A 24,865-nucleotide genomic window follows, 5' to 3' on the forward strand; every position below is an offset into this window, starting at 1 on the left:
TTTGCATGCTTGTTGCGCATTGGCGGACGCCACCAGCACCAAACCAGGCGTCGCAGTCACGCAGGAACAGCCTCACCATACCAATCACCAAGAATCACAAAAAGATTATAAATGATTATTTGTGAACAACCTCGCAAGATATAAAACAATTCTATGTTGATTCAACGCCCTAAGATTCACCACGCTTATTACCCATTGAATTAAATTACCTTTTACGCATTTTTAATCCATGGCCTGCAGATAACCTGGTGACAAGCCAAACGCTTTACTGCATTGCCAGCATAAAAAAACGGTGCTAGATTCAGTCAAAATCGATCACATTAAATCTTAAAATGATTATATGTGATTATTTAAATCACTGAACCGCAAATGATGAGGGGTTAACCATGAGCAAAGTCGCAACGATTACGCGCGAATCCTGGATACTGAACACCTTCCCTGAATGGGGAACCTGGCTGAATGAAGAAATTGAAGACGAGCAAGTCGCGCCAGGCACTTTCGCCATGTGGTGGCTGGGATGCACCGGCATCTGGCTGAAGTCGGAGGGAAGCGCAAACCTGTGCGTTGATTTCTGGTGCGGTACCGGCAAACAAAGCCATAGCAACCCATTGATGAAAAACGGCCACCAGATGCAACGCATGGCCGGGGTGAAAAAATTACAACCCAACCTGCGCACCACCCCCTTTGTGCTCGATCCTTTTGCGATCAAGGACATTGATGCCGTCCTGGCCACCCACGATCACAACGATCACATCGACGTGAACGTCGCCGCCGCCGTGATGCAGAACTGCGCAGCTTCGGTGCCTTTTATCGGGCCGCAAAGCTGCGTGGACATCTGGATCGGTTGGGGGGTACCACGCGAACGCTGCATCACGGTAAAACCGGGGGACGTAATCAAAATCAAGGATGTGGAAATCCACGCGCTGGATGCTTTTGATCGCACAGCCTTGATCACGCTGCCGGTGGAAAAAAAAGCCGCGGGCGTGCTGCCGGACGGCATGAACGAGCGAGCGGTGAATTATCTGTTCAAAACACCGGGCGGCAACTTGTACCACAGCGGTGACTCGCACTATTCCAACTACTACGCCAAACACGGTAATGATCATCAGATCGACGTGGCGCTGGGTTCCTACGGCGAGAACCCACGTGGCGTCACCGACAAAATGACCAGCGCCGACATTCTGCGCATGGCGGAATCATTGAACGCCAAACTGGTGATCCCGTTCCATCACGACATATGGTCTAATTTCCAAGCGGACCCACAGGAAATCCGCATGCTTTGGGAAATGAAAAAGGATCGGCTCCAATACGGATTCAAGCCTTTTATCTGGCAGGTTGGCGGCAAATTTACCTGGCCGCTGGATAAAGATAATCTGGAATACCACTACCCACGCGGTTTTGAAGACTGTTTCACCCTTGAACCCGATTTGCCTTTCAAATCCTTCCTGTAACCAGGCTATGGGGCATTTTGATGTCATACCTATGCGCACTTTTGAACAGCAATGATTCAAATCGTCAGAAGGTGCGCATATAATCAAAAAAAGTGTCCCCACTCCCTGATGGAGCCTGCATGACTGAGTCCCAACGCCATAATGCCATTCTCGATCTCTTACAGCATAAGGGGCAGATCTCCGTAGCGGACGTGATTACGGCATTTGAAATATCCCCCGCCACCGCGCGCCGCGATATCAACAAACTGAATGAAATCGGTAAACTGCGTAAGGTTCGCAATGGCGCAGAAGCCACCAGTGCCCCTCGCGCAGCATGGACGCCACTCAATATCCACCAGGCCCAGCATCTGGACGAAAAAATGCGTATTGCCAAAGCGGCAGCGCAACTGTGCCAGCCGGGCGAAAGCGTAGTGATTAACTGTGGCTCGACCGCTTTCCTGCTGGGGCGTGAGATGTGCGGTAAAGACGTGCAGGTGATCACCAACTACCTGCCGTTGGCCAACTACTTGATCGAACAAGAGCACGACAGCGTAGTGATCATGGGTGGCCAGTACAATAAAACTCAGTCCATCACCCTGGCACCGCAGGACGGCGACGCTTCTCTGTATGCCGGCCACTGGATGTTCACCAGCGGTATCGGCCTGACCGCCGACGGCTTGTACAAAACCGATATGCTGACCGCCATGGCCGAACAAAAGATGCTGAACTATGTCGGTAAACTGGTGGTGCTGGTCGATAGCAGCAAGATTGGTCAGCGCGCAGGCATGCTGTTCAGTCGCACCGAGCAAATCGACATGGTGATAACCGGCCGTGACGCATCTCCAGCTATCGTAGAGCAGCTTCGCCTGCAAGGTGTTGAAGTACAACTGGTGTAATAAACCACAATTTTCATCTGGTCTTAATTGCCGCGAAATTGACTACAATGGCGGCATATTCTTATTACGAGGCAGTTGGCAGTTATGGAACAGTTTGAAGCGATCAACGTTGAGCAGGCGCACAGCCGTTGGAAAGACGACAGCGCCGCGCTGGTCGACATCCGCGATCCCCAGAGTTTTGAAGCCGGGCACACACCAGGCGCCTTTCACCTGACCAACGCCAGCCTGCAGACCTTTATGCAGCAAAACGACTTTGATCGTCCGGTGATGGTGATGTGCTACCACGGCAACAGCAGCCGCAGCGCGGCGCAATACCTGCTGCATCAGGGGTTTGACGCGGTGTACAGCATTGATGGCGGCTTCGAGGCATGGGCACGCCAATATCCTCAGGACGTTGAAACCTCCGCATAATCCTCCCCCCGCCGTCTGCGGCGGGTTCCTTTTTCGCGCTTTTAGTGAGTGTTTTTGCGGGTTTTTCGCAGATCTGCTGCCTGCGCTCAGGATTTCGACGGTATAATCGGCCGTCAACGCCATCGGGGTAAACCGGCGGCTAAAATCATTCACTTAGACGGAAAAGCCATGGTTAGAGTAATCGCCGTATCCAACCCCCGCCTGGCGCAGGCCTTTGTCGACTATATGGCGACACAGGGCATCGAGCTACGGGTGCACAACAGCGGCGAAGCGGCAGAGATCTGGCTGGCTGACGACAGCCATCTGGAGCAGGTACAACATGAGCTGCAGCAGTTTCTGATCGATCCACTCAACAGCCGCTACCGGGCCGCCAGTTGGCAGGCCGGCAAGACCGACGCCGAGCTGCACTACCAGGGTTATTCTTATCTGCACACCTTGCGCAGCAAGGCCGGCCCGCTGACGCTGAGCGTGATGGCGCTGTGCATTGTGGTCTATATCCTGATGCAGATACTGGGCGACGACGCGGTAATGTACTGGCTGTCCTGGCCGCAGAACAGCGAGCAGTACACGCAACTGTGGCGCTGGTTCAGCCATGCTTTCCTGCATTTCTCGCTGCTGCACATTACCTTTAACCTGATGTGGTGGTGGTATCTCGGCGGCCCGATGGAAAAACGCCTCGGCGCCGGCAAGCTGTTCGTGCTGGCGGTGGTCTCGGCCTTTTTCAGCGGTTGGGCGCAGTCGCTGTTCAGCGGTGCCTTGTTCGGTGGCCTGTCCGGCGTAGTCTATGCGCTGATGGGTTACTGTTGGCTTAGCGGCGAACGTGCACCGGAACGCGGTCTGATGCTGCCACGCGGCCTGATGGTGTTTTCGGTTCTGTGGCTGGTGGCCGGATATTTCGATATTTTAGGAATGTCGATCGCTAACGCGGCACACGTAGCCGGTTTAGTGTTAGGGTTATTGATGGCATTTTGGGACACGCGTCATCGCGCGCACAACGAACAATAACAGCCAGGTACAAGCCGGGCGTTTTAGGGGATTATCGTGAAGCAAACACAGCGTCATGACGCAATTATCGAGCTGGTGCGCCTGCAGGGGTATGTCAGCACGGAAGAACTGGTCGAACATTTTGACGTCAGCCCGCAAACGATTCGCCGTGATTTGAATGACCTGGCCGATCAGAACAAAATCCAACGTCATCACGGTGGCGCCGCGCTGCCCTCCAGCTCGGTGAACGCCGCGTATAACGATCGTAAAGTGATGTGGTCGGAACAGAAAGCGCGTATTGCCCAACGCGTCGCCAGCCAAATCCCGGACGGTGCCACGCTGTTTATCGACATCGGCACCACGCCGGAAGCGGTCGCCCATGCACTGATGAACCACAAGAACCTGCGCGTGGTGACCAATAACCTGAACGTCGCCACCCTGCTGACCGCCAAAGAAGATTTCCGTTTGATCCTGGCCGGCGGCGAAGTGCGCACCCGCGACGGCGGCATCATGGGCGAGGCCACGCTGGACTTTATCTCCCAGTTCCGTCTCGATTACGGCATTCTCGGTATCAGCGGCATCGATATGGACGGCTCGCTGCTCGAATTCGACTATCACGAAGTGCGCACCAAACGCGCAATTATCGAAAACTCACGCTGCGTGATGCTGGTGACCGACCACTCCAAATTCGGCCGTAACGCGATGGTCAACCTCGGTAACATGAACCTGATCGACTATCTGTTTACCGACCAACTGCCACCGCCAAGCGTGATGAAAATCATCGAGCAGTACGACGTACAGCTCGAACTGTGCTAAGCCCTCTCCGTCACGTTTAACCCTGCGGTACCGCTTTTACCTCCGTTATTCCTGCCGTTTTCTCCGGGGTTCAGCCTGCTGGCCCCGGTCATTCCTGATCGAAATACCCCTTCTTTTTGTATACCTACTATCACCAAACTGTTACCTCTATCACGCCTAAATGTTTTTGTTTGGTTAAGTCTTGGCTTGTTTGTTGGTTTTTGATTACAATCATGAGCGAAAACGAACATGAAAGAGCTATTTCGAACATCTGGAGGAAGTTGACGTGGAAACCAAAGACTTGATCGTTATCGGTGGCGGCATCAACGGTGCCGGCATCGCGGCGGATGCTGCCGGGCGCGGCCTGTCCGTACTGCTGCTGGAAGCGCAAGACTTGGCCTGTGCTACGTCTTCCGCCAGTTCCAAACTGATCCACGGTGGCCTGCGCTACCTGGAACACTACGAATTCCGTTTGGTCAGCGAAGCGCTGGCAGAGCGTGAAGTGCTGCTGAAATTGGCACCGCACATTGCCTTCCCAATGCGTTTCCGTCTGCCGCACCAGCCGCACCTGCGTCCGGCCTGGATGATCCGTATCGGTCTGTTCCTGTACGATCACCTGGGCAAACGCACCAGCCTGCCAGGCAGCAAGGGTTTGCGCTTTGGACCAGAATCGGTGCTGAAACCAGAATTGAAGCGCGGTTTCGAATATTCCGACTGCTGGGTCGACGATGCTCGCCTGGTGGTGTTGAACGCCCAGGAAGTGGAAAAACGCGGTGGCGAAGTGCGTACCCGCACCAAGGTCACCCGCGCATGGCGTGAGAATGGCCTGTGGATGGTAGAAGCGGTCGACGTCGACAGCGGCAAAACCTTTACCTGGCGCGCCAAAGGCCTGGTGAACGCCACTGGCCCATGGGTGAAACACTTCTTCGACGACGGCCTGAAGCTGAAATCACCTTACGGTATCCGCCTGATCAAAGGCAGCCACATCGTGGTGCCGCGCGTACACGATCAGCCGCAGTCCTATATTCTGCAAAACGAAGACCACCGTATCGTCTTCGTGATCCCATGGAATGACGAGTTCTCCATCATCGGCACCACCGACGTGGAATACCACGGCGATCCGAAAGACGTGAAGATTGACGATAACGAAATCAACTACCTGCTGAAAGTGTATAACGACCACTTCAAGAAACAGCTGGGCCGTGACGATATCGTCTGGACTTACTCCGGCGTGCGCCCACTGTGCGACGACGAATCGGACTCGCCGCAGGCGGTCACCCGCGACTACACGCTGGACGTGCATGACGAACAGGGCAAAGCGCCGCTGCTGTCGGTGTTCGGCGGTAAACTGACCACCTATCGCAAGCTGGCTGAGCATGCGATGGAAAAACTGTCGCACTACTACCCTGGCTGCGGCCCGGCGTGGACCAAAAACGGTTCGCTGCCAGGCGGCGACATCGGTGGCGATCGCGACAGCTACGCCGCAAAACTGCGCCGCGAGCACAGCTGGCTGCCTGAATCACTGGCGCGTCGCTTTGCACGCACCTACGGCAGCCACAGTGAGCTTATCCTGGCCGGTGCCAACAGCCTCAACGATCTGGGCGAAGATTTCGGTCACGGCCTGCATGAAGCCGAGCTGCGCTACCTGATCGAAAAAGAATGGGTGGTCGAGCTGGATGACGCTATCTGGCGCCGCACCAAGTTGGGCATGTGGCTGGATGAAACGCAGCAGGCACGAGTCAAGGCCTGGCTGGCAGAACACGCGAAAGCGAAAACGCTGTCTCTGGCATCGTAAACCGCTAAACGTTAAAAGGGCCGGATATCCGGCCCTTTTTTACATTACAGCTTAATGGGTTTGATGTGCCAGATTTCGTCCGCATACTCCTGGATGGTACGGTCGGAAGAGAAGTAGCCCATATTGGCGATATTCAGCACCGCCCGACGCGTCCAGTCGTCCTGATTGCGATACACCTCATCCACCTTGTCCTGCGTATCCACATAGCTGCGGTAATCTGCCAGCAGTTGATAGTGATCGCCCAGATTTACCAGTGAATCAAACAGGTTGCTGTAGCGCTTGGGTTCTTCAGGGCTGTAAACGCCGGTGGCAATCTGGGTCAGCGCCTGATGCAGCTCCGGATCCTGCTCATAGTACAGATGCGGGTTGTAACCGTTGCGGCGTAGCTCCTCCACCTGCTCGGCGGTGTTGCCGAAGATGAAGATGTTCTCCGCCCCCACGTGTTCCAGCATTTCAACGTTAGCCCCATCCAGCGTGCCGATAGTCAGCGCGCCATTCAGCGCAAATTTCATGTTACTGGTGCCGGACGCCTCGGTGCCTGCCAGCGAGATCTGTTCGGACAGATCCGCCGCCGGAATGATCATTTGCGCCAGGCTGACGCTGTAGTTTGGAATGAACACCACTTTCAGCTGCGTATGCACTCGCGGATCGTTGTTGATCACCTTGGCGACGTCGTTGATCAAGCGGATGATTTGTTTGGCGGCGTAATAAGCTGAAGCCGCCTTGCCGGCAAAGATCACCACGCGCGGCACCCGTTCGGTTTCCGGATCCTGCAGCAGGCGGTTATACAGCGTGATCACGTGCAGTACGTTAAGCAGCTGCCGTTTGTACTCGTGGATACGCTTAATCTGTACGTCGAACAGCGCGTCCGGGTTGACCACCACATTCAACGTTTTGGCGATGTAGGTCGCCAGTCGCTCCTTGTTCTGCCGTTTGGCGCTTTGCACCGCCTTCAGGAAGCTGGGGTAATCGATATTGGCCTTGATCTCGCTCAGTTGGCTGAGATCGGTACGCCAGGTCTGACCGATGCTGTCGTCCAGCACGTCAGACAGCGGTCGGTTAGCCAGCCCCAGCCAGCGGCGTGGGGTGACACCGTTGGTTTTATTGCAGAAGCGATCAGGGAAAATACGGGCGAAATCGGCAAACAGCGATTGCACCATCAGTTCGGAGTGCAGCGCTGAAACGCCGTTAACCTTGTGGCTCGCCACGACCGCCAGCCAGGCCATACGCACCCGGCGACCATTGGTTTCATCAATGATAGACACCCGCGCCAGCAGCTCATTGTCGCCCGGCGCCACTTCCTGCACCTGTTTGAGGAAATGATCGTTAATCTCGAAAATCAGCTGCAGGTGACGCGGCAGGATCCGACCAATCATGTCCAGCGGCCAGGTTTCCAGCGCTTCGCTCATCAACGTGTGGTTGGTGTAAGAAAACACCTGCTCGACCACCGCCCAGGCATCCAGCCAGCTGAACTTATGTTCGTCGATTAGCCGGTGCATCAGCTCAGGGATAGATAACACCGGGTGGGTATCATTGAGGTGAATGGCAATCTTGTCTGCCAGGTTGTCGAAGCTTTTATGCATCGTCCAATGGCGGTTGAGGATATCCTGCACCGTGGCCGACACCAGGAAATACTCCTGCCGCAGGCGAAGCTCACGCCCTGAATACGTCGAGTCATCGGGATAGAGCACGCGTGATACGTTTTCAGAATGGTTTTTGTCCTCAACCGCCGCAAAGTAATCGCCCTGATTGAATTTACCCAGGTTGATTTCATTACTGGCCTGCGCGCTCCACAGCCGCAGCGTATTGGTGGCGTCGGTATCAAAACCGGGGATCACCTGATCGTAAGCGGTGGCGACTACCTCTTCGGTTTCCACCCAGCGCGCCTTGGCGCCTTCCTGCTGGATCCGTCCGCCAAAGCGCACCTTATAGCGGGTGTTATGACGCGGGAACTCCCACGGATTGCCGTATTCCAGCCAATAGTCCGGTGACTCCATCTGTTGGCCGTTTACGATATTCTGTTTGAACATGCCGTATTCGTAACGAATGCCGTAGCCCCGACCCGGCAGCGCCAGCGTCGCCAGCGAATCCAGGAAGCAGGCGGCCAATCGCCCCAGCCCGCCGTTGCCCAGCCCTGGATCGTTCTCCTCCTCCAGCAGCTCGCCCAGGCTCAGGCCCATCTCATTCAACGCGTCGTCGATATCCTGATAAATCCCCATCGACAACAAGGCGTTGGACAGCGTCCGGCCAATCAGAAACTCCATCGACAGGTAATAAACCTGGCGCACATCCTGCGAAAGTTGCGCACGGTTAGAACGTAACCAGCGCTCCACCATACGGTCACGCACCGCAAACAGTACGGCATTCAGCCAGTCATGCTGGTTGGCGATAGCCGGATCCTTGCCGACGATAAACATTAACTTATAGGCGATGGAGTGTTTCAGCGCTTCAACACTGACCGTGGGTGAGGTGTAACTAATCGGTGAAGTCATAGCTTTTCGATCCCAAGTTTGTGGCTGCCCGTCGCCTTTCAAGCCGCAGCGTTGTTACCTGCACTTGCTCACCCAGTTACTTACTAAAGTAAGCGCCTGGGGATGAGTAAGCTGGCCGCCTAGCTGCAACGTGAAATTCATAGGGCATTACAATAGGTGTTGATATACCCAAAATAATTGGCGCTGCATCAAGGCGGCAAAAAAACTTATCCCGATGAGCTTACACTGGTAAGTGATTCGGGTAAGTGAGTGCAGCCAACACAGGGGCAGCGTCAAATATGACGGGAATAAAGCGACAAATATTCCTTTGCCGCGACCTGCCAGCCAAAATCCACGCTCATGGCGTGGCGCTGGACGTGACGCCAATGCTTCGGCCTGCTCCACAGCACCATGGCGCGCCGAATGGCGTTGCCCAGTGCGGTGGCGTCACAATCATCAAACACAAATCCGCTGGCGCTGCCGTCGGCCAGATTCTCCAACGCACAATCCACCACCGTGTCCGCCAACCCCCCGGTGCGGCGCACCAGCGGCAGCGTGCCGTATTTCAAGCCATAGAGTTGAGTCAGCCCGCAGGGTTCAAAGCGGCTCGGCACCATGATCACATCGGCCCCGCCAATAATGCGGTGCGAGAAGGCTTCGTGGTAACCAATCTGTACGCCAACCTGCTCCGGATAGTCGGCGGCAGCGGCGAGAAACGCCTGTTGCAGTACCGCATCGCCGGCCCCCAGCAGCGCCAGTTGGCCGCCCTGCTCCAGCAGCGCAGGCAGGGCTTCCAGCACCAGATCCAGCCCTTTCTGACTGGTCAGGCGGCTCACTACCGCAAACACCGGCAGCGACTCATCCACCTTCAGGCCCATGGCTTTTTGCAGGTGTAGCTTGTTCTTGACCTTGTTCTTCAGATCGTCAGCGTCGTAACGGGCGGTCAGCCGCGGATCGTGGGACGGGTCCCAAATTTTGTCATCTACGCCGTTAAGAATGCCGCTCAAGCGCCCCTGATGCTGGCGTTCCTGCAGCAGCCCCTCCATACCATAGCCAAACTCCGGCCGGGTGATTTCGCGCGCGTAGGTCGGGCTGACGGCGGTGATATGGTCGGCGTAGTACAACCCCGCCTTCAGGAATGACATCTGGCCGTAAAACTCCAGGCCATAGACGTTGTAGAACGAAGGCGGTAACCACAGCTCTGCCACGTGATGGGCGGAGAACAGCCCCTGATAGGCCAGGTTATGCACGGTGAAGATGGAACGTGCCGGATGGCCATTGGCGGCCAGATAGGCACAGGCCAACCCCGCATGCCAGTCATGGGCATGCACTATCTGCGGGCGCCAGTACCGATCCAGCCCCTTGGCCAGCTCACAGGCCATCCAGCCCAGCAGGGCAAAGCGTCGGTGGTTGTCGGAATAGGCATTCATTGATTGGTCGTGATACGGGCTACCCGGTCGCTCGTACAGCCAGGGGGCATCAATCAGGTAAATGCCCACGCCGTGGTAGGTGCCGTAACGCAAGCCGACCCGGCCGGCGAAAGAATCGATTTCTGCCACCAGAACCGAGTCCGGTATGCCATTACGCACGTCAGGAAAAGCGGGCAATAACACCCGAACATCGCCGCCCTCGGCGATCTGAGCCGCCGGTAATGCGCCAACCACGTCTGCGAGCCCGCCGGTTTTCAACAGGGGGAACATTTCAGAACATACGTGTAAAACCTGCATTATCACTCCTGAGAATCGGCAAAATTACTCTGGAAAAGCAGGCTTGCCGCTGTTGTTAACCCCGCGTTGTGCAAGCCATCAGTCCGTTTATATGGCGGCAGGCTATCGTTCTGCCGACTACCTTAACTCACAACTTTGACAACATTTCGCGCGTAACCAGCACAATGCCACCTTCCGAGCGATAAAAGCGTTTGCTGTCCTCGTCGGCATTTTCGCCAATCACCATGCCCTCGGGAATATGGCAGGCACGGTCGATAATGCAGCGCCGCAGACGGCAGGAACGGCCGACGTTAACGTCCGGCAGCAATACGGTAGAGTCGATGGTGCAGAACGAGTTCACCCGCACCCGCGGGAATAGCACCGAATGCACCACCACCGAACCGGAGACGATGCAACCGCCGGACACCAGCGAGTTCATGGTCATACCGTGGCTACCGGAACGATCCTGTACGAATTTGGCTGGCGGCAGCGGTTCCATATGAGTGCGGATCGGCCAGGCACGGTCATACATATCCAGCTCTGGTGTCACCGAAGCCAGATCGAGGTTGGCGCGCCAGTAGGCCTCGAGCGTACCCACATCACGCCAGTACGGCGGCAGATCGGGGTTGGAGGTCACGCAGGACAGCGTGAACGGGTGCGCCCAAGCCGCTTTCTGGGCGGTGATTTTCGGGATCAGATCCTTGCCGAAATCGTGGGTGGAGCCCGGCGTCGACATGTCCTCTTCCAGCAACTGGAACAGGTAGTCAGCGTTAAAGATGTAGATCCCCATGCTGGCCAGCGACATATCCGGGTTGCCTGGCATCGGCGGCGGGTTGCTGGGTTTTTCCAGGAATTCGAGGATCAGATCGTTTTCGTCCACTTCCATCACGCCGAACTCGCTGGCTTCCTCACGGGGTACCGGCAAGCAGGCAACGGTGCATTGCGCGCCCTTCTCCACGTGGTCGATCAGCATGCGCGAGTAATCCATCTTGTAGATGTGATCGCCCGCCAGGATCACCACATATTCGGCGTCGTAACGGCGAATGATATCCAGGTTCTGGTACACCGCATCCGCCGTGCCCTTGTACCAGTGCTCGGTACTGAGGCGTTGCTGGGCCGGCAACAGATCGACAAACTCGTTCATCTCTTCGTTGAGGAACGACCAACCGCGCTGGATATGCTGCACCAGGGTATGGGACTGGTATTGGGTGATCACGCCGATGCGGCGAATGCCCGAATTCAGACAGTTCGACAGGGCAAAATCGATAATGCGGAATTTACCGCCAAAGTGGACGGCCGGCTTGGCCCGGGTTGAGGTTAAATCTTTCAAACGCGAACCGCGGCCACCGGCCAGGATCAGGGCGACGGACTTAATCGGCAGTTGGCGTGCCAACATCAGGGGGTCTTTATTTTCAAACCTAACCATAGCTGACTCCTTTTATTTTTTCTTTACCAGCACGCAAATCGAGTGCGCAGCCTGGTGCCAGGCGGGTAAAACCGCCCGCGAATCTTCCTGAGTAAAGGGAGCGACAAGCTGCCAATCGCCGACGGGCAACGTCATCTCCACCGCCTGCTGCGTGGCGTTCACGACCACCAGCCAGCGTTGCGACAGACAGATCTGCAAACGCAGTTCACCCTGCTCCCACTCTTGCGCGTCGAGGGGTTGCCCCTGCGCGTTCAGCCACTGCACGCTGCCGTCACCCTCCTGCCACCAGCGGTCTTGCTGCAAGGCAGGGATTTGTTGGCGTAAACGGATCAGTGCTGCGGTGTAATCGGTGAGAGCGTCATCTGCCGTGGCCCAGTCGAGCCAGGTGATAGCGTTGTCCTGACAATAGGCATTGTTGTTGCCCTGCTGGCTGTGTCCATGCTCGTCGCCGGCCAGCAGCATCGGCGTCCCCTGGGACAGCAACAACGTGGCGAGCAGCGCTCGTCGGCTGGCCCTGCGGCGTTGCAAAATGGCATCGTCGGCAATCGGGCCTTCAACACCGTGGTTATTGCTAAAGTTACGATCACTGCCGTCACGGTTACCTTCACCGTTCAGTTGGTTGTGCTTGCGGTTAAAACTGACCAAGTCCTGCAGGGTGAACCCGTCATGAGCGGTCAGCATGTTGATGCTGGCGTACGGCGCACGCCCGCGTTGGTTAAACAGATCACTGGAAGCGGCGAAACGTTGGGCGAACTGCCCCAACGATATGCCGTCCTGCAGCCAGAAACGACGGATATCGTCCCGGTAATGGTCGTTCCACTCGGCGAAGCGCCCCGGGAATTGGCCCACCTGGTAACCGCCAGGCCCGATATCCCACGGCTCGGCGATCAGCTTGCAGCGAGAAAGCAGGTCGTCCGCCAGTATCGCCTGAAACAACGGCGCATCGCGGTCGAACGCAGGCGTACGGCCAAGTACGCTGCCCAGATCGAAGCGGAAGCCATCAACGTGGCATTCGCCCACCCAAAAACGCAGACAGTCCATCACCCAGGCCACGCCCTGTGGCTGATCCAATCGCAGCGTGTTACCGCAGCCGGTATCGTTCACGTAGTCGCCGTCGGGGGTGAGCCAGTAATAGCCCGGGTTATCGATACCGCGCAGCGACAACGTCGGCCCATCGGTATCCAGCTCGGCGCTGTGGTTGAACACCACGTCGAGGATCACCTCAATACCAGCCTTATGCAGCGCTTTTACCGCATCGCGAAACTCGCTCAGCGGCGTCGTATCAGTGCGCAGGCTGGAATAACGGTTATCCGGCGCAAAGGGCGCAAGTACGTTATAGCCCCAGTAATTAATCAGTCCGAGCCGCTGCAGACGCGGTTCAGAACTGTGCTGCTGCACCGGCAACAACTCCAGCGCAGTGATGCCGAGCCGCTTGAAATAGGCAATCATCACCGGGTGACCGAGCGCGGCGAAGCTACCGCGCAACACCGGTGGGATTTCCGGATGCTGCAAGGTCAGGCCGCGCACATGCGCTTCGTAGATCACCGTTTTGCCCCAGGGCGTGGCCGGCGGGCGGTCATCCTGCCAATCGTAAGCTTCGTCAATCACCACGCACTTGGGCATCAGTTCGGCGCTGTCATGCTGATCCGGCCGGTCATAGCCGCCATGCAGATAGGGATCATCTGCAACCGGTCCCTCTACCGCGCGCGCGGCGGGATCCAACAGCAGTTTGTTGGGGTTAAAACGCAACCCCTGCGCAGGATCAAACGGACCATGTACGCGGAAACCGTAACGCTGCCCCGGTTTACCGCCCGGCAGGTAGCCGTGCCAGATATCACCGCTGCGCGCCGTCAGTGGCAGCCGAACCTCCTGCTGCTGCTCGTCAAACAGGCACAGTTCCACCCCCGTGGCTCGGGAGGAATAGAGGCTAAAGTTGATGCCGTTACCGTCATAGTGCGCCCCGAGGGGCGCGGCGATGCCGGGCGTCAGCTCAGTCATTGCGCCTCCCGCAGCAGGTAGATGGTCGCCAATGGCGGTACGGTCACGCTGATCGAATACTCGCGGCCGTGGTTGCCTATCTGTTCAGACACCACGCGGCCCTGATTGCCGGTATTGCTGCCGTGATAATGATGCGAGTCGGTATTGAGGATTTCCCGGTATTCGCCGGCACGCGAAATGCCGATGCGATAATGATGGCGCGGTACCGGAGTGAAGTTGCTGACGGCAATCAGCTCATTGCCCTGCGAATCGTAACGGGCAAAGGCGAACACCGAGTTGTCGTGGTCGTCCACCACCAACCACTCAAAGCCGTCAGGGCGATAGTCGCGCTCATACAACGGCGCCTGCTGTTGATAGCAATGGTTGAGATCGCGCACCAGCCGTTGCACGCCGTGGTGCCAACCGTCCAACCCTTCCAGCAGGTGCCAGTCGAGGCTGCTGTCGAAGTTCCATTCGCGCCCTTGGGCAAATTCGCAGCCCATAAACAGCAGCTTCTTGCCCGGATGCGCCCACATAAAGCCGTAGTAGGCGCGCAGGTTGGCAAACTTCTGCCAGGCATCGCCGGGCATGCGGTCGAGCACCGATTTCTTGCCATGCACCACTTCGTCATGGGAAATCGGCAGCACAAAGTTCTCGGTGTAGGCGTACAACATGCCGAAAGTCATCTGATTGTGATGATATTTTCGGTGCACCGGGTCGCATTTCATGTAGTTAAGCGTGTCGTGCATCCACCCCAGGTTCCATTTGTAATGGAACCCCAGGCCATTGGATTCCGGCGGCAGCGTCACCCCAGGGTAATCGGTGGATTCTTCCGCCAGCGTCACCGCGCCGGGGCGCTCCTTGCCGACGGTGTGGTTGGTATAACGCAGGAAGGCGATGGCCTCCAGATTCTCGTTACCGCCGTAGTAATTCGGCACCCATTCGCCGTCAGCGCGGCTGTAATCACGGTAGATCATCGAGGCTACCGCATCGACGCGCAGCGCATCTATGCCATAACGCTCCAGCCAGTAAAGGGCATTACCTGCCAGATAATTACGCACCTCGTTGCGGCCATAGTTATAGATCAGGGTATTCCAGTCCTGATGAAAGCCTTCGCGCGGATCGGCGTATTCATACAGCGCGGTGCCGTCGAAGTTCGCTAGGCCATAGGCGTCGCTGGGAAAATGCCCCGGCACCCAGTCGAGGATCACGTTAATGCCGGCCCGATGCGCCGCAGCCACAAACGCCTTAAAGTCGGCCGGAGTGCCGAAACGCCGGGTCGGCGCGTACAGACCTAAAGGCTGATAACCCCAACTGCCGTCAAACGGGTGCTCGTTAATCGGCAGCAGCTCGATATGGGTGAATCCCATGTCCTTGACGTAATCAATCAGCTGCACGGCCAGTTCGCCGTAGCTGAGCCAGAAATTATCGTCGGTGTGGCGGCGCCACGAGCCAAGATGCACTTCGTAGATAGAAATCGGGCGGTCAAAATCATTGGCCCGTTGACGTTGCGGGGTGTTTTCTACCACCTCAGGCAACGGAGTGACCAACGACGCGGTGTCCGGTCGCATCTGCGCTTCAAATGCGTAAGGATCGGCCTTGAGCTGGGTGTTGCCGTAGCAGTCGATGATTTCATATTTGTACAACTGCCCGGCCTTCACGCCCGGCAGAAACAGCTCCCAAATGCCATTTTCACGACGCAGGCGCATCGGATGGCGGCGTCCGTCCCAAAAGTTGAATTCCCCCACCACCGAGACTCGCTGGGCGTTGGGTGCCCAAACGGCAAAACTGACGCCTTCGACGTCATCGAGCGTGGCGAGATGAGCGCCCAAACGTTCATAAGGACGCAAATGGGTCCCTTCAGCCAACAGCCAACTGTCAATATCCTGCAGCAGGGTGCCGAAGCGGTAGGGATCGTCGACGATCTGTTGGTGATCGTGCCAGCGCACATCAAACTGATAGCGGAACGGCGTTTTACGGCGCGGCACCGTGGCGCTGAAAAAACCCCGCTCATCATCACAGTTCAGCTGCACCAATCGGCGGCCGGTTTGCTGATCCCGCAGCCAGACTTCGCTGGCGTCAGGCAACAGCGCACGCACCTGCAGGCCGTTATCGACCGCATGCATGCCAAGCAGGGAAAAAGGATCGGCAGAGTTGCCGGAGAAAAGCTGATCAATCACGTCACGATCGGGAAGTACAGGCATAGTCTTCTTCCTAAGATTAAGAGCATGATTTATAAGAGGCCACGCAGCCCATCGCCTTTCAGGTTACAGCGGCGTTGGCTGTACCTTGAGATCCACAGGGCGTAACGCTTAATCCATAGCCGTTTTGGTTATCATGCAATTCATTCGGTTTCTAAAGCGTGATTACAGTCGGTTATTGATCAATTTTCACCCTACCGACCCGAATACCGCTCTTTATGCTTATTTTTGGTGCTGGCGAAAATTTATCCGCCAGCCCTTTAAGCATAGCTAATGTCAGTTAAAAACATTGCCGCATTACCAGGAAAAAGCTTCATTAAGAAAACTGCCAGCCTGACAGCGTCTTTGCGCTGCTGCCCGCATGGTGGAGTGCCGATGGCTTGTGTGCTTTCTCCCCTTTGCAGCGACTTAGTCCATAGCGCGCCGAAACGGAGAAAAAGGAAGAAAATAAGGCTTTTGAGGGCTGAAAGAGCTCAGCCCTCGGGAAGTACAGTTCAGGTTACAGCAGGATACGCAGCATGCGGCGCAGCGGTTCAGCCGCACCCCACAGCAACTGGTCACCCACGGTGAACGCAGACAGGTATTCCGGCCCCATATTCAGCTTACGCAGACGGCCGACTGGCGTATTCAGCGTCCCGGTAACCGCAGCCGGCGTCAGTTCACGCATGGTCAGTTCACGGTCGTTAGGGATCACCCGCACCCAATCATTGTGGGTCGCCAGCATCTGCTCGATTTCCGGCAGCGAAACGTCTTTTTTCAGTTTCAGGGTGAATGCCTGGCTATGGCAACGCAACGCGCCAACGCGCACGCACAGGCCATCAACCGGGATCACGCTGCTGCTGTTGAGGATTTTGTTGGTTTCCGCCTGGCCTTTCCACTCTTCGCGGCTCTGGCCGTTATCGAGCTGCTTGTCGATCCACGGGATCAGACTGCCGGCCAGCGGCACGCCAAAGTTATCGGTTGGCAGTTTGCCGCTGCGGGTGGCCGCAGTGACTTTACGTTCGATGTCCAAAATGGCCGATGCCGGATCCTGCAGCTCTTTCGCCACGTCTGCGTGCAGCATGCCCATTTGAGTCAACAGCTCACGCATGTGGCGCGCGCCGCCGCCGGAAGCGGCCTGATAGGTCGCAACGGATGCCCACTCGACGAGGTTGTTGGCGAACAGGCCGCCCAGCGACATCAGCATCAGGCTAACGGTGCAGTTGCCGCCGACAAAGGTCTTGATGCCTTTGTCCAGGCCCTGCTGAATCACGTCGCGGTTGACCGGGTCCAGAATGATAATCGCGTCATCCTGCATGCGCAGTGAAGAAGCGGCATCAATCCAGTAGCCTTGCCAACCGGTTTCACGCAGCTTCGGGTAAATTTCGTTGGTATAATCGCCGCCCTGGCAGGTAATAATGATGTCGAGCGCGCTCAGCGCATCAACATCGTAAGCATCTTGCAGCGTGCCCTGCTGGCCGCCGAATGCCGGCGCCGCAGAACCGTGCTGCGAAGTGGAGAAAAAGACCGGGCGAATGGCGTCGAAATCGCGCTCTTCCGTCATGCGTTGCATGAGTACGGAGCCGACCATTCCGCGCCAACCGATGAAACCAACGTTTTTCATATGACTGTCCTGCCTTGGAGGATGACTGCTATAAGTTGTGTGCACTATCTCTCCACCTTACAAAATGTCAGCGCAGGCGCAAAGTGAATTTATTCGATAGCTGAACGATTCTCAGCAATCCTTCTTATATACCCCGTTGTCTTTCAAGCCATCGGGGATGGGTTAGTGCGTGGGTCGGGATGGCCGACACGTTTTTCAGATGCAGAGGTAATGATGACAGAGATGATTTCCGTCACGGTGTTGCTGTTTTTAATCATGGATCCGCTAGGCAACTTGCCGATTTTCATGTCGGTACTCAAACATCTGGAACCGCGCCGACGCCGGGTGGTGGTGATCCGCGAATTGCTGATCGCCCTGTTGTTAATGCTGATCTTCCTGTTCGCCGGCGAGAAAATTCTGGCGTTCCTCAACCTGCGAACCGAAACCGTGTCCATTTCCGGCGGGATTATTTTGTTTCTGATCGCCATCAAAATGATTTTCCCTACGCAGGAGGGCAACAGCAGCGGGCTTTCCGCCGGGGAAGAACCCTTCCTGGTCCCGCTCGCCATCCCACTGGTCGCCGGGCCTTCGATTCTGGCGGCGCTGATGCTGCTCTCGCACCAGTATCCGAACCAGATTTCACATCTGGTAGTGGCGCTGCTGATTGCCTGGGGGATTTCTGCCGCTATTTTGCTGATGTCGGACTTGTTCCTGCGCCTGCTGGGCAGTAAAGGCGTGAGCGCGCTGGAAAGGCTGATGGGGCTGATTCTGGTGATGTTGTCGACCCAGATGTTCCTGGACGGCGTGCGGGCTTACATGAAGCTGTAGTGAATAAACGGGCGCCTGTGCGGCGCCGGCTTAGGGTGGCAGCCCGGATTACTGGGCTGCAACATGCCGAATATAGGCAAGAGTATCGGCGACTACGCCATCCAGCGGCTGATCGATATCAATCGCCTGCACATCCGGCTCCTGCGTGCCCGGCTCTTCCAGGGTGGCAAATTGGGAAACCAGCATCTGCGGCTTGAAGAAATGCCCTTTGCGCTGCTTCAGGCGCTCTTCAATCACCGCCTTGTCACCCTTCAGATAGATGAAATGCAGGTTGCGGTTGCCTTCACGCAGGCGGTCGCGATAGCTTTTTTTCAGCGCCGAACACACCAGCAGAGAGACGTCATTGGTGCGTTCCATGGCAAAGATAGCGTCATTCAATGCGGCCAACCACGGGGCGCGATCGTTATCGTCCAGCGCATGCCCGGCGGCCATTTTATTAATGTTGGCGCGCGGGTGCAGGTAGTCTCCGTCCAGCATCGCGGCATGAGATTCATGGGCAACGGCGCTGGCGACGGCAGATTTTCCGCTGCCTGAAACGCCCATCAAAATAAATACGTGGTGCTGTGGATTACTCATAATGTCATGCCCTTACGGAGTCAGATGTACGTTCTGGCAACGGGTTACGCCGCCTGCGCCATCAAATGCGCCCCAAACTCAAAAAGAATGTCCGACACCCCCACGGGGTGCCGGATAACCTCGCTATTCCCTTTGCATTTCAAGTGGCAGTCAACGCTGCGCCAACCTGAAAAACGACAGGAATATTAGACCACCGTCGCCAGCAGCAAACACCCTACCAGGCCGCAGACGGAAATGATGGTTTCCAGCACCGACCAGGACTTGATGGTTTCCATGATGCTCAGGTTGAAATACTCCTTGAACAGCCAGAACCCCGGATCGTTGACGTGAGAGAAAATCACGCTGCCTGAACCGACCGCGATCACCATCAGCTCCGGGCTGACGCCGGTAGTGGCGATCAACGGGGCCACGATGCCGCCGGCGGTGATCGCCGCCACGGTAGCGGAACCCAGCGCCAGTCGCAGCGCAGCCGCAATCGACCAGGCCATCAGAATAGGTGAGACGTTGCTGCCTTCCATCAGGGCGGCAATGTATTTCTCCACGCCGCTGTCGACCAGTACCTGCTTGAACGCACCGCCACCGCCGATGATCAACAGCATCATGGCGATAATTTTGATGGAGTCGGTGATGGTACCCATCACTTCATCCATAGTACGGCCGCGGTTCAAGCCAAAGGTGAAGATAGCGATCAGTACCGCAATCAACGTCGCCATCACCGGATCGCCGAAGAACTCGGCAAAGCGCAGCAGGCTATGGCCCTTCGGCAGCACCATTTCCGCTACCGCACGCAGCGCCATCAGGATCACCGGCACCAACGAGGTGGCAACGCTGATGCCAAAGCTTGGCATTTCTTCTTCGGTGAAGATTTTTGGGTTATACAGGCCTTCAGGAACCGGCTTGTCGATGCCTTTCAGGAAGCGGGCATAGACAGGACCGGCCAGGATCACCGTCGGAATGGCCAGCAGCGTGCCGTACAGCAGGGTTTTACCCATATCGGCATGGAAGATGGTGGCGATCGCCGTTGGGCCAGGGTGCGGCGGCAGGAAACCGTGGGTCACCGACAGCGCAGCCGCCATCGGCACGCCGACATACAGCAGCGGCACGCGTGCAGACGCGGCGATACTGAAGACCAGCGGCAGCAGCAGCACGAAGCCAACTTCATAGAACAGCGCAAAACCGACGGTAAAACCGGTCAGTACCACCGCCCATTGAATGTATTTTTGACCGAACTTCTCGATAAGCGTAGTGGCGATGCGCTGGGCGCCGCCGCAGTCCGCCAGCAGCTTGCCGAGCATGGCGCCGAAGCCCATGATCAGCGCCAGGCTGCCCAGGGTGCCGCCCACGCCGGCCTTGATGGAGCCGATCACTTTATCGACTGGCATACCCTGAGCGATACCCACCGCCAGAGCAACCAGAACCAGAGAGATAAAGCCGTTCAGCTTAAAGCGGATCATCAGCAGCAACAGCAGCGCGACGCCGCCTGCAACAATCACTAATGGCATAATTTTTCTCCAACCTTTTTATCGCAGACTCTCTTTACGATAGGCCGTAAAGCGCGCGTTTGTTGTATTTTTAGGCTCTTCCCGGTGTTAGAAGACGAGCTGTAGGTGGTGCTGAGTCAAGGGTTCTATTTCTCCCTGTAGCGACCCTATCGCGCCGCCACAAGGTCATTGACCTCGTTGTTACCGGTATCATGATACCGGTAACAACAGCAGTGTCGGAACCGGGTAACGGGCTAAAATTCGCGTTCTGGGATAGAGATCAAACTTACGGGGGTAACACGCGGTGGGCTTACAGATGAATAGCAAAACGCGCCGGGCGGCGCGATTTTCAAATTAAAATTGACGAAACAAAGAGTTAAAAGCGCTCAGATGCTGCCGCCGGGGATCACGGTAAAACCGACGTCCACCATGCGCGGGCTGACCGTTTCGCCCCGCAAACGCGCCAACAGGCGTTCAGCCCCGATCTGCCCCATGCGTTCACGCGGCGTCAGGACGCTCGCCAGTTTTGGCACCATCACCTGACCGATATCGTGGCCGTGGAAACCGGCAATCGCCATATCTTTGGGGATCGACAGCCCTTGGCGCTGGCATTCAAAGGTCGCGCCAATCGCCAGGTCATCGTTGGTGCAGAAAATACTGTCGATCTGCGGATAATCGCGCTGCGCCTGACGCAGCAGTTCGCCACCGGCGGAATAGGACGACGAACGCGCAGTCATGACGCTGTACGGCTCGAGACCGGATTCGCGCATCGCCTGTTCATAGCCCTGTTGCTTGATAATGGTACGTTCATCCTGACGCGCCCCGAAATACACCACGTGGCGATGACCGTGCGCGATGATTTGCTGAGTCATCTGGCGTGCCGCCTCAAAGTTGTTAAACCCCACGGCCAGGTCAATGCACGGTGAAACGCAGTCCATCAGTTCGACAACCGGGATCCCTGCCACCTCAATCATCTTCATGGTGCGCGGCGTATGGTGCCGTTCAGACAGGATCAGCCCATCAATGTTGTAAGACAGCAGCGAGGTCAGGCGCTGTTCTTCGCGCTCCGGCAAATAGCCGTAGTGCGCCAGCATGGTCTGATAATTGTGCGCATCGGTGACGCTCTCGATGCCGCGCAGCACTTCGGCGAACACCTGGTTGGTCAACGACGGCAGCAATACGCCAATGGCGCGACTGGTGGAGTTGGAAAGGATATCCGGCGCACGGTTGGGAATGTAGCCCAGCTCATCCAGCGCGACGGCAATTTTTTGCTGCAAGATGGCAGAAACCTGCTCGGGATTACGCAGATAACGGCTCACCGTCATCTTGGTAACGCCAACCTTGTCTGCGACATCTTGAAGTACCGGCCGTTTTTTCTTCATTATCAATGAACTGGCTAACCGTGAATGGGCGCTCATTTTAGCAAAAAAAAACCGCTGCCGATATTGTTGGTTATCGGACGTCACAACGCAAAAAGGGCTCACTGTGTGAGCCCTCAGTATTTACCGCTTTATCAGACCGGTGGCAGATCGAACAGCAGAATTTCACTGTCTTCATCGGCATGAATCGACAGCGCAGTTTCATCCCACACCGCGAACGCATCGCTGGTGCCGGCCTGCTGGCCATTGACCACTACCTTGCCACGCACCACCTGGATCCACACGCGACGACCGGCTTCAATCGGGCATTCTGCCTGTTCGTCTTGCTTCAATGCCCAGCGGGACAGCGTCATGTCCTGGAACACTTTCAGTGAACCGTCGCGCGCATCCGGCGACAACACCAGTTGGCGGCCCTGTGGCGCATCAAACATGCGTTGCTCATAGCGCGGCTCCAGCCCGACCCGATCGGGAATGATCCAAATCTGGTACAGGTGCAACGGACGATCGTTATTGCCGTTGTACTCGGAGTGACGCACTCCGGTGCCGGCACTCATGATCTGGAACTCACCGGCCTGGATCTGCTCTTTATTGCCCATGCTGTCCTGATGCTCTACCGTGCCGCTCAGCACGTAGGTCAGGATTTCCATGTCTTTATGTGGGTGGGTGCCAAAACCCTGCCCTGCGTCGATCACGTCTTCGTTGATCACCCGCAGCGCCGAGAAGCCCATAAAATCGGCATCGTAATAGTTGGCAAAGGAGAAGGTGTGCCAGCTATCCAGCCAACCATGATTGGCATGACCGCGATCTTCTGCCTTACGTAGATAAATCATATTCAACTCTCCTCAATGTTTTTTACAGTCTAGTCCTGGCAGCAGAATATGAAAGCGTAAAAAACTCATCCCTCTGTTCAAAAATTTAGATGGAGTTGCGAAGCCATTGGCAGGGAATTTGTTGAAGGCGGGTGAGTTGAAAACAGGCAAAAAAAAAGCCAGCACCCGAGCTGGCTAAGTAATACTTGGAAGCAATGTGAGCAATGTCGTGCCTTCGCAGCGAGGGTATCAAAGGTTGATACTCTCTCCGGAACGCATCGCAATAATAATCATTATCATTCGCACCTGTAAAGCGTTTTTTTAACCAATCCGGAATAATATTGACTCGACACAATAAACCGATAAATTCAGAGGTTATTCAACCGGTAAGCCAAAGGAGCAGCGTAATGAGTGAAATCGTAGTTCGTCACGTGGAAACGGCAGATGCACAGGCCCTGCATCAACTCTATTCTCAGCCGAAGGCTTACCGTGACACGCTACATCTTCCGCTACCGTCGGTCGAACTATGGCACAAGCGCCTCGCCAACCTCGAACCGGGCACTCATAGCCTGGTGGCCTGCATCGACGGACAGATTGTCGGTCAGTTGAGCGTGATGCTGAATCAGCGTGTGCGCCGCCGCCACGTGGCGACCTTTGGCATCGGCGTCGATGATCACCACCACGGCAAGGGTGTCGGCAGCAGCCTGATGAAGGCGATGATTGACCTGTGCGACAATTGGGCAGACATCGAACGCATCGAGCTGACGGTATTTACCGATAATCAGGCGGCCATCGCGCTATACCGCAAGTTCGGTTTTGAAATCGAAGGGACCAGCCGCGCTTACGCCATGCGCGACGGCGTACTGGTAGATTCTTACCATATGGCTCGCTTTCGCAGTGAACAGCAGAAAAAATCAGCCTCATGAGTGAGATAAAAAGTGAACCAGGGGCGGCAAACCGCCCCTTCACCGTCAGCCGTCGCACCTTCGTGCAAACGCTGGCCTGCGTAACGGGTGCTATCGGCATCCTCTCTCCCACCACCTTCCTGGGGGCCGCAATGCCAAGTTCTCCCGCCGTTCGAACCGGCGCCCGTAACCTGATTACCGACGTACCCGGCCTGAAGGTCGGGGTCGCTCAGGACAGCCGGGTGCGTACCGGCACCACGGTGATCCTGCCGGATAGCCCGGCGATCGCCGCCGTCGATGTGCGCGGTGGCGGCCCGGCAACCCGCGAAACCGATGCGCTGGGGGAAGACAATCTGGTACAAACCCTTGATGCACTGGTGCTGAGCGGCGGTTCGGTTTATGGCCTGGCGGCGGCAGATGGCGTCGCAGCCTGGCTGGGGCAACAGGGGCGTGGTTACGCCCTGCGTCCGGCACCGGGTGTACCGGTCTCTCCCATCGTACCCACCGCCTGCCTGTATGATCTAAGCAACGCTGGCGAGAAAAACTGGCAGCTCGACCCACCCTATCGCCAATTGGGGATAGAGGCCGCCGGTAAGGCAGGCCTCGACTTTCCGCTCGGCACCGTGGGTGCAGGCTATGGTGCCATGACCGGCATGGGCAAGCTGAAAGGCGGGCTGGGTTCGGCGTCGATCGTGGCGACGAATGGCGCTACCGTCGGCGCACTGGTGGCGGTCAATAGCCTGGGGTCGGTCGTCGCCCCCGGGACCCGTGCCTTCTGGGCGACGCCTTATGAAATCGACGGCGAGTTTGGCAATGGCGGTGCCGCAGCGCTGGCGCAGTTGCATGGCCAGGGCGAAGACTGGATGCCAGAAGAACCGACGGGCGGCAGGAAGAACACCACCCTGGCTTGCATCGCCACCGATCTGGCGTTGACCCGGGTGGAGCTGAAACGCGTGGCGATGATGGCGCAGGACGGCATGGCACGCGCTATCCGCCCGCTACACAGCCCGTTCGACGGCGATGTGGTGTTTGCCTTATCCACCGGGCAGCGTGAGGTGCAAGGCAGCCGAGAGCTGGCGGTGCTGCAGATAGGTGCACTGGCGGCGGACACCCTGGCACGGGCCATCGCCCGTGGTGTCTATGCGGCGACCCCATGGCCCGGCGGACAGGTAACCACCTGGAAAACCCTCGCCTGACGTTGCCAATAAAAAAG

Annotated in this window: 19 protein-coding genes; 9 read left to right on the forward strand and 10 right to left on the reverse strand. The window is 56.7% G+C overall.

The window, feature by feature from the left end:
• The first annotated feature begins 386 nt into the window (after window positions 1-386).
• The 6 genes from ulaG to glpD all read left to right on the forward strand — a co-directional run bounded on the left by ulaG (window position 387) and on the right by glpD (window position 6,311).
• Window positions 387-1,451: an L-ascorbate 6-phosphate lactonase gene (gene ulaG, locus NR114_RS20290; RefSeq protein WP_256814482.1), complete on the forward strand. Its 1,065-nt coding sequence runs from the start codon at window positions 387-389 to the stop codon at window positions 1,449-1,451.
• A gap of 119 nt (window positions 1,452-1,570) precedes the next feature.
• Window positions 1,571-2,326 carry an HTH-type transcriptional regulator UlaR gene (gene ulaR / locus NR114_RS20295; protein ID WP_256814481.1) on the forward strand — a complete coding sequence of 252 codons (756 nt, stop codon included), beginning with the start codon at window positions 1,571-1,573 and terminating at the stop codon, window positions 2,324-2,326.
• Window positions 2,327-2,410: 84 nt separating this feature from the next.
• Window positions 2,411-2,737 carry a thiosulfate sulfurtransferase GlpE gene (glpE, locus tag NR114_RS20300; RefSeq protein WP_020837374.1) on the forward strand — a complete coding sequence of 109 codons (327 nt, stop codon included), beginning with the start codon at window positions 2,411-2,413 and terminating at the stop codon, window positions 2,735-2,737.
• Between the two features lie 168 nt (window positions 2,738-2,905).
• The gene (glpG, locus tag NR114_RS20305) at window positions 2,906-3,742 is read left to right on the forward strand and encodes a rhomboid family intramembrane serine protease GlpG (RefSeq protein WP_256814480.1); all 837 of its coding nucleotides are present in this window, start codon (window positions 2,906-2,908) and stop codon (window positions 3,740-3,742) included.
• Between the two features lie 36 nt (window positions 3,743-3,778).
• Complete coding sequence (locus tag NR114_RS20310) at window positions 3,779-4,537, forward strand: DeoR/GlpR family transcriptional regulator (protein ID WP_020837378.1); 759 nt, start codon at window positions 3,779-3,781, stop codon at window positions 4,535-4,537.
• A 265-nt stretch (window positions 4,538-4,802) separates the two neighbouring features.
• Window positions 4,803-6,311 (forward strand): glycerol-3-phosphate dehydrogenase, encoded by a 1,509-nt coding sequence (gene glpD, locus NR114_RS20315; protein WP_046372456.1) that lies wholly within the window; start codon window positions 4,803-4,805, stop codon window positions 6,309-6,311.
• A gap of 44 nt (window positions 6,312-6,355) precedes the next feature.
• Here the strand turns inward: glpD and glgP are convergent, their stop codons facing one another.
• The 6 genes from glgP to asd form a co-directional block, all read right to left on the reverse strand.
• Window positions 6,356-8,803: a glycogen phosphorylase gene (glgP, locus tag NR114_RS20320; RefSeq protein WP_046372455.1), complete on the reverse strand. Its 2,448-nt coding sequence runs from the start codon at window positions 8,801-8,803 to the stop codon at window positions 6,356-6,358.
• Window positions 8,804-9,075: 272 nt separating this feature from the next.
• Window positions 9,076-10,509 (reverse strand): glycogen synthase GlgA, encoded by a 1,434-nt coding sequence (gene glgA / locus NR114_RS20325; protein ID WP_020837382.1) that lies wholly within the window; start codon window positions 10,507-10,509, stop codon window positions 9,076-9,078.
• A gap of 127 nt (window positions 10,510-10,636) precedes the next feature.
• On the reverse strand, window positions 10,637-11,914 hold the full coding sequence (gene glgC / locus NR114_RS20330) for a glucose-1-phosphate adenylyltransferase (RefSeq protein ID WP_020837383.1): 1,278 nt from the start codon (window positions 11,912-11,914) through the stop codon (window positions 10,637-10,639).
• A gap of 12 nt (window positions 11,915-11,926) precedes the next feature.
• Window positions 11,927-13,912 carry a glycogen debranching protein GlgX gene (gene glgX, locus NR114_RS20335; protein WP_256814479.1) on the reverse strand — a complete coding sequence of 662 codons (1,986 nt, stop codon included), beginning with the start codon at window positions 13,910-13,912 and terminating at the stop codon, window positions 11,927-11,929.
• Window positions 13,909-16,095, reverse strand: a complete 2,187-nt coding sequence (gene glgB / locus NR114_RS20340; RefSeq protein ID WP_130016895.1) for a 1,4-alpha-glucan branching protein GlgB — start codon at window positions 16,093-16,095, stop codon at window positions 13,909-13,911. The genes glgX and glgB overlap by 4 nt, the downstream gene beginning before the upstream one ends.
• 496 nt (window positions 16,096-16,591) lie before the next feature.
• Window positions 16,592-17,695: an aspartate-semialdehyde dehydrogenase gene (gene asd / locus NR114_RS20345; protein WP_020837386.1), complete on the reverse strand. Its 1,104-nt coding sequence runs from the start codon at window positions 17,693-17,695 to the stop codon at window positions 16,592-16,594.
• Window positions 17,696-17,908: 213 nt separating this feature from the next.
• Between asd and NR114_RS20350 the strand changes: the two genes are divergently transcribed.
• Window positions 17,909-18,502, forward strand: coding sequence for a YhgN family NAAT transporter (locus NR114_RS20350; RefSeq protein WP_041415736.1), 594 nt, complete (start codon window positions 17,909-17,911; stop codon window positions 18,500-18,502).
• A gap of 48 nt (window positions 18,503-18,550) precedes the next feature.
• On the opposite strand, the gene gntK is transcribed toward NR114_RS20350, so the two are convergent.
• The 4 genes from gntK to NR114_RS20370 all read right to left on the reverse strand — a co-directional run bounded on the left by gntK (window position 18,551) and on the right by NR114_RS20370 (window position 22,768).
• A complete protein-coding gene (gntK, locus tag NR114_RS20355; RefSeq protein ID WP_256824849.1) occupies window positions 18,551-19,078 on the reverse strand; it encodes a gluconokinase in 528 nt (175 codons plus the stop codon).
• A 185-nt stretch (window positions 19,079-19,263) separates the two neighbouring features.
• On the reverse strand, window positions 19,264-20,580 hold the full coding sequence (gene gntT, locus NR114_RS20360; protein WP_046372451.1) for a gluconate transporter: 1,317 nt from the start codon (window positions 20,578-20,580) through the stop codon (window positions 19,264-19,266).
• A gap of 365 nt (window positions 20,581-20,945) precedes the next feature.
• Window positions 20,946-21,941: a gluconate operon transcriptional repressor GntR gene (gene gntR / locus NR114_RS20365; protein WP_020837390.1), complete on the reverse strand. Its 996-nt coding sequence runs from the start codon at window positions 21,939-21,941 to the stop codon at window positions 20,946-20,948.
• Window positions 21,942-22,072: 131 nt separating this feature from the next.
• Entirely contained in the window at window positions 22,073-22,768 is a 696-nt protein-coding gene (locus NR114_RS20370; RefSeq protein ID WP_020837391.1) for a pirin family protein, read from the reverse strand.
• A 386-nt stretch (window positions 22,769-23,154) separates the two neighbouring features.
• Here NR114_RS20370 and NR114_RS20375 point away from each other — a divergent pair, with 386 nt between their 5' ends.
• Together NR114_RS20375 and NR114_RS20380 are read left to right on the forward strand one after the other, a co-directional pair.
• On the forward strand, window positions 23,155-23,673 hold the full coding sequence (locus NR114_RS20375) for a GNAT family N-acetyltransferase (RefSeq protein ID WP_046372450.1): 519 nt from the start codon (window positions 23,155-23,157) through the stop codon (window positions 23,671-23,673).
• Window positions 23,670-24,848: a P1 family peptidase gene (locus tag NR114_RS20380; protein WP_256814512.1), complete on the forward strand. Its 1,179-nt coding sequence runs from the start codon at window positions 23,670-23,672 to the stop codon at window positions 24,846-24,848. The genes NR114_RS20375 and NR114_RS20380 overlap by 4 nt, the downstream gene beginning before the upstream one ends.
• The last annotated feature ends 17 nt before the right edge of the window (window positions 24,849-24,865 follow it).

Source organism: Serratia sp. Ser99 (assembly GCF_024519545.1).
Lineage (GTDB): Bacteria > Pseudomonadota > Gammaproteobacteria > Enterobacterales > Enterobacteriaceae > Serratia > Serratia liquefaciens.

Coding starts and splice junctions, on each gene's coding strand:
- NR114_RS20380 (WP_256814512.1), top strand. CDS start 23,670: ATGAGTGAGATAAAAAGTGAACCAGGGGCGGCAAACCGCCCCTTCACC.
- ulaR (WP_256814481.1), top strand. CDS start 1,571: ATGACTGAGTCCCAACGCCATAATGCCATTCTCGATCTCTTACAGCAT.
- gntT (WP_046372451.1), bottom strand. CDS start 20,580: ATGCCATTAGTGATTGTTGCAGGCGGCGTCGCGCTGCTGTTGCTGCTG.
- gntR (WP_020837390.1), bottom strand. CDS start 21,941: ATGAAGAAAAAACGGCCGGTACTTCAAGATGTCGCAGACAAGGTTGGC.
- glgB (WP_130016895.1), bottom strand. CDS start 16,095: ATGCCTGTACTTCCCGATCGTGACGTGATTGATCAGCTTTTCTCCGGC.
- asd (WP_020837386.1), bottom strand. CDS start 17,695: ATGAAAAACGTTGGTTTCATCGGTTGGCGCGGAATGGTCGGCTCCGTA.
- glgP (WP_046372455.1), bottom strand. CDS start 8,803: ATGACTTCACCGATTAGTTACACCTCACCCACGGTCAGTGTTGAAGCG.
- NR114_RS20350 (WP_041415736.1), top strand. CDS start 17,909: ATGACAGAGATGATTTCCGTCACGGTGTTGCTGTTTTTAATCATGGAT.
- glgA (WP_020837382.1), bottom strand. CDS start 10,509: ATGCAGGTTTTACACGTATGTTCTGAAATGTTCCCCCTGTTGAAAACC.
- gntK (WP_256824849.1), bottom strand. CDS start 19,078: ATGAGTAATCCACAGCACCACGTATTTATTTTGATGGGCGTTTCAGGC.
- ulaG (WP_256814482.1), top strand. CDS start 387: ATGAGCAAAGTCGCAACGATTACGCGCGAATCCTGGATACTGAACACC.
- glpG (WP_256814480.1), top strand. CDS start 2,906: ATGGTTAGAGTAATCGCCGTATCCAACCCCCGCCTGGCGCAGGCCTTT.
- NR114_RS20370 (WP_020837391.1), bottom strand. CDS start 22,768: ATGATTTATCTACGTAAGGCAGAAGATCGCGGTCATGCCAATCATGGT.
- glgX (WP_256814479.1), bottom strand. CDS start 13,912: ATGACTGAGCTGACGCCCGGCATCGCCGCGCCCCTCGGGGCGCACTAT.
- NR114_RS20375 (WP_046372450.1), top strand. CDS start 23,155: ATGAGTGAAATCGTAGTTCGTCACGTGGAAACGGCAGATGCACAGGCC.
- glgC (WP_020837383.1), bottom strand. CDS start 11,914: ATGGTTAGGTTTGAAAATAAAGACCCCCTGATGTTGGCACGCCAACTG.
- glpE (WP_020837374.1), top strand. CDS start 2,411: ATGGAACAGTTTGAAGCGATCAACGTTGAGCAGGCGCACAGCCGTTGG.